Genomic DNA, 4,319 nt, shown 5'->3' with positions numbered 1-4,319 from the left:
ACGCTGCGGGCGTTTCTCGTCAGACCGCGCCATCCGCGAATATAACGCGGACATCTGGCGCGCGACGTCATTGCCAGTGGAAATGTCCAAGGCCTGAACCTTTTCTGATGGCGTCGGTCGTCATCCTCAAAAAAACCAGCAGGAGCGGCTACTATAGGCGCTGAGCGAACGTTTAAGGGAAGGTCATGACTGGCTAAAGGGTCGGCCGGATGGTAGCCTCAATGCAGCGATGGCAGGCCGCTACGTGCCAAGTGAAACAGATCCCCTGAAATTTTCCATATGCTTCCTGTATTGGTCAGCTGTGACAGATGATCAGGAGTCAATTTGCACGACACATATTCAGGGTTGTAGGCTATGAGCACACACGTCATCAAGCTGTAATGTTATGCAAGTATGCTGAATGAAGCTCGTGTGTCCATCAATGGGCCACAAAACTTAATTGGGGTTCTAAGTCCACGTTGTTAACGTTAGGCGATGAGTCTCACCTTGTTAACAGGGGTAAATTAATGGACATCCCAAATAACGAAGATTTTTCCGCAGCCGTCCCCTCCGATATAAGACTCATAGTACGCGAGGGCGACGTAACCAGTATTGCCAATTACGCTGCCCGCCGTGCAGAAACAAAGATAAAACAAGATGCAGGCATGACTTTGACTCGAGCACGTAGGTTATCTTGTGACGCAAAAGGAACGGACGAAATAAAATCGGTTGTTCGTACCATGCTGGCTCGCGGCTCAACCAAAGAACAAGCTTTGCTTGCCGTGAACGCCGCCTTCCATAATCTATAAGTTAGGCTTAATTTCGATTCTATAATTGGGACATGCTGGCATGGGAAACATGCGAAGCGGCACAAAGAACGGAAAGTCACGTGACGCCATTCTCAAGCGGGTAACGCTTGATGTGGAGCAAATTCGCAAGGATGCGGTCGCTATTGAGGACGAACTGGCAGACATACTACGGAGAACTGTCCCGGGGTACAGTCTTAGCGCCTGTAATTTGGCGCACTACTTGGCCGTGCGTCGGCACGATATCCGTGATTTGCAGCGTGAGCTGGGCAGGATTGGACTCAGTTCCCTAGGCCGGATGGAGGCCCATGTCATGGCCTCACTCGACGCCGTTTTCAACATGATTTGTATTCTGCAAAATATCGCTGTTCCGGAGCAGGTGAAACGCACTCCGTCTATCAAGTTTGAAGAGGGAAATGCGATTCTGGCTGACCACGCGAATGCGATCATGGGGCCGGCGCCAGCCGAATGCAAGGTGCGGATCATGGTCACCATGCCGAGCGAAGCCGCTACCGAACCCTCGTTTATCTATAAACTGCTCGCACAAGGCATGAACATCATGCGAATCAACTGTGCTCATGACAACCCCGATGACTGGGTGCAGATGGTTGGGCACCTTCGTCAAGCTGAAAAAGCGCTTGGCCGATCATGCAAAGTTTGTTTCGACCTGGCTGGGCCCAAGGTGCGAACCTGGCTGGTAGAGCCGGCTGAAGGTGTGATCAAATGGCGTCCGCAAAGAAACCGACTCGGCCAGTTTGGTGCTCCGGCCCTGGTTCGTTTTGTTAAAGAAGTACCAGGTGCCAATCTTGAAAGTGGAATGGTTCCGATTCGTGGTGACCTGCTCGCCAAGGCCAAGGTCGGGGATTTCGTGGAGCTGTTGGATGCCCGTGCACGCGTACGCACCCTCAGGATCATCGAGGTATCCACAGACGATTGTCTATGCCTGGCCGATCACACGGCTTATGTCACCGAAGGCGTCAAATTGTCCTTGCGCCGGAAAAGGAAGATCGTTGGTACGGGCACCGTAGGAACACTGCCTTTGTCACCGCAGACAATACTCATCAAGCCCGACGACATTCTGGATGTAGTAAAAGGCGAGATTCTTGGCAGGGATGCAGTGCGCGACGACAAAGGCCACGTGGTAGAGCCGGCAATCGTTGGATGTCCCCTCGCCGAGGTGTTCAGCAGCGTGCGCAGGGGGGAAAGAATCCTCTTCGACGACGGCAAGATTGCAGGGACGATTCAGAGCGTAACGAAAGATAGGATCAAGGTAAAAATCACTGGCGTGGCAGGAGGTGTCGCAAAACTTGGAGACGAAAAGGGGATCAACCTGCCGGATACAGATCTCAAAGTACAAGCGCTTAGTCCTAAGGATCTCAGCGACCTCGCATTTATGGTCAAGCATGGTGACATGGTTGCTATGTCATTTGTGCAGAAGCCAAAGGATATCGAGGATTTAATCGCAGCGCTCAAACATCTTGATGCATCCCATCTCGGTATCGTACTGAAAATCGAGACGCAACAGGCCTTCAGCTGTCTCCCGAATCTGCTATTAACTGCAATGCAGCACTCTGCGGTCGCTGTCATGATCGCCCGTGGTGACTTGGGTGTCGAAGTAGGGTTCGAACGTCTCTCGGAAGTGCAGGAGGAAATCCTCTGGCTTTGTGAAGCGGCTCATATACCCGTGATTTGGGCAACTCAGGTTCTAGAATCGCTGGCAAAGGGAGGGATGCCGTCCCGTGCGGAGGTCACCGATGCCGCGATGAGCACACGTGCCGAATGTGTAATGCTCAATAAGGGGCCTTATATTCTGCAAACCCTGAAATTCCTTCGCGACGTGTTGAATCGGATGGAAACTCACCAGGAGAAAAAGACGGCGATGCTGCGCAGGTTGAGCATCTCAAATGCGACCTTTCCGTAGCAGGCCGTTGGTATCAGCTGAAATCGATCAAAATTTGAGTTCTTTGCTGATCAGGTCGGCACTCCCACTCCACCGGAGTGTTTGCTACTAGTTCCGAATAACTCATCCACTAACTTGCTAGTTGCTCACCTTGGTCGCAACGTTAGGAATGTAGCCGGATAACTCTTTTCCCAACTGGTTTATTCCCGTAGCGAGCGCAGGCGCTTGAAGTAGCGCAGCCACGGAAGGATTGGGTTCATAGTTTAATTTATTTGGCGCGGTAATCTTCTCGCCAATCACTTCAACTACTTTGTCGTGAATGTGCGTTGCATTTGCGCGCAGCAAGATCGGCATGGCTTTTCTCCAGCTTGAAATTAGGCGCAGCCTCAACCGGGCGCGCATCTTACGTTAAGGTTTGCTTCGAAAGCTTAGGAGGAATGCCACCCACTCTGTTCGCTTTGAGGAGGTCTGGCTATTCTCACAGGTGACTTTATCCGATCGGAATGACACTTTTATGAAGGTTGAATGGCTTTTTAATAGTCCGTTAAACTTTGCCAAGATACGTTCTGATATGGTGCAGCAACCGGTGGCAGGGCGCTGTTGAATAAATCGATATTCCAGCAAAAAGATTGAACAATCTGTGTTGAATTGCATGCAATCAGACATGGTCACCGAATTGTCCACAAACACTGTGGATAACTATGGTTAATCCATGCTTAACTATAAACGATATATATGGTTTATTGTGTTGCCTAAATTGTGGGCGTGATTGTCAGGTTTCATTTAGGGGTGAAAAATCGACAAAGGTATTGCCCTTGTGTTGCGCAATGGTCAGCACTGGCTTTGCGGAGCAGCCCTCGCACCAGAAATGGATACTCAAGCCGTGGCGCCTACCACTCGGATTTACGGCAAGACTCTGGTCGATTGTTGCCTTCCCGCATTCCACCACAACGTGAACCCCGGTCTCTTGATCTTCATTGCATTCAAAAACTTCAAATCGATCGTGATGTAGAAAGTTACCTCCACAGCTCGGGCATAGGAGTTCCGCGCCGTAGCCATTTCCGGGGGGATTAAACGTTGGTTGCATGGCTAATGCCCCTTGAGGTTATGAACTCGCGCATACTTTCGGCCGATGAATTGTGGTGTTGATGGATACACAAGTAATCGCCGACACCAGGAGGACATGTGAGAAACCTAACAGTTAATCAAGAGACCCATTGATCCGGACGTATATTAATATGAGACGGCTGCCATGTAATCTTGATGCTTGTTTAAGCACGCATTTTCAACCACCGGTCCGGTTATTACGTTATACAAGTGGAGTATTTGATCGGGATCAAAAACAGATGCGCTATTCCAGGTAGCTGCGCAGATTGATATACAGGCTGTTGCCCGAGATTTTCTTGGCCATTTTCTTGGCATCTGCTGCTACGGTGGACACTTCCATATGGGAGCTGAACACCCCCGGCCCGACTTTGACAGCACCGATGGAAAGTGAGGTGAGTGCGTTGAATTCCTTCTCGCCACGCCGATTTTCCATCACGTAGCCGCCGCGTTCGTTATCGCTGACGCTAAAAAAAGGAATAACGGCTGCAGCGAATTTTCCCAGCCCTCTTCGGCAGCGCTCTTCCCAA

The 4,319-nt window shown here is 50.6% G+C and carries 3 protein-coding genes and 1 pseudogene; 2 read left to right on the top strand and 2 right to left on the bottom strand.

The features are described 5' to 3' along the window. Positions 1-506: 506 nt before the first annotated feature. Positions 507-788, top strand: coding sequence for a hypothetical protein (locus SCT_RS15245; protein ID WP_059424666.1), 282 nt, complete (start codon positions 507-509; stop codon positions 786-788). 40 nt (positions 789-828) lie between these two features. Next, the gene (locus tag SCT_RS15240; RefSeq protein ID WP_202812169.1) at positions 829-2,706 is read left to right on the top strand and encodes a pyruvate kinase; all 1,878 of its coding nucleotides are present in this window, start codon (positions 829-831) and stop codon (positions 2,704-2,706) included. 117 nt (positions 2,707-2,823) lie between these two features. On the opposite strand, the gene SCT_RS15235 is transcribed toward SCT_RS15240, so the two are convergent. Together SCT_RS15235 and SCT_RS17360 are read right to left on the bottom strand one after the other, a co-directional pair. Continuing rightward, positions 2,824-3,039, bottom strand: coding sequence for a hypothetical protein (locus tag SCT_RS15235; RefSeq protein WP_059424662.1), 216 nt, complete (start codon positions 3,037-3,039; stop codon positions 2,824-2,826). A gap of 997 nt (positions 3,040-4,036) precedes the next feature. Beyond that, a pseudogene (locus tag SCT_RS17360) lies at positions 4,037-4,319 on the bottom strand (diguanylate cyclase); the annotation flags it as partial.

The sequence above is a fragment of the Sulfuricella sp. T08 genome, from assembly GCF_000971475.1.
In the GTDB taxonomy this organism is placed as follows: domain Bacteria; phylum Pseudomonadota; class Gammaproteobacteria; order Burkholderiales; family Sulfuricellaceae; genus Sulfuricella.
The sequence above is the reverse complement of the archived record's forward strand: the minus strand, read 5'-3'. Positions and strand labels throughout refer to the sequence as shown.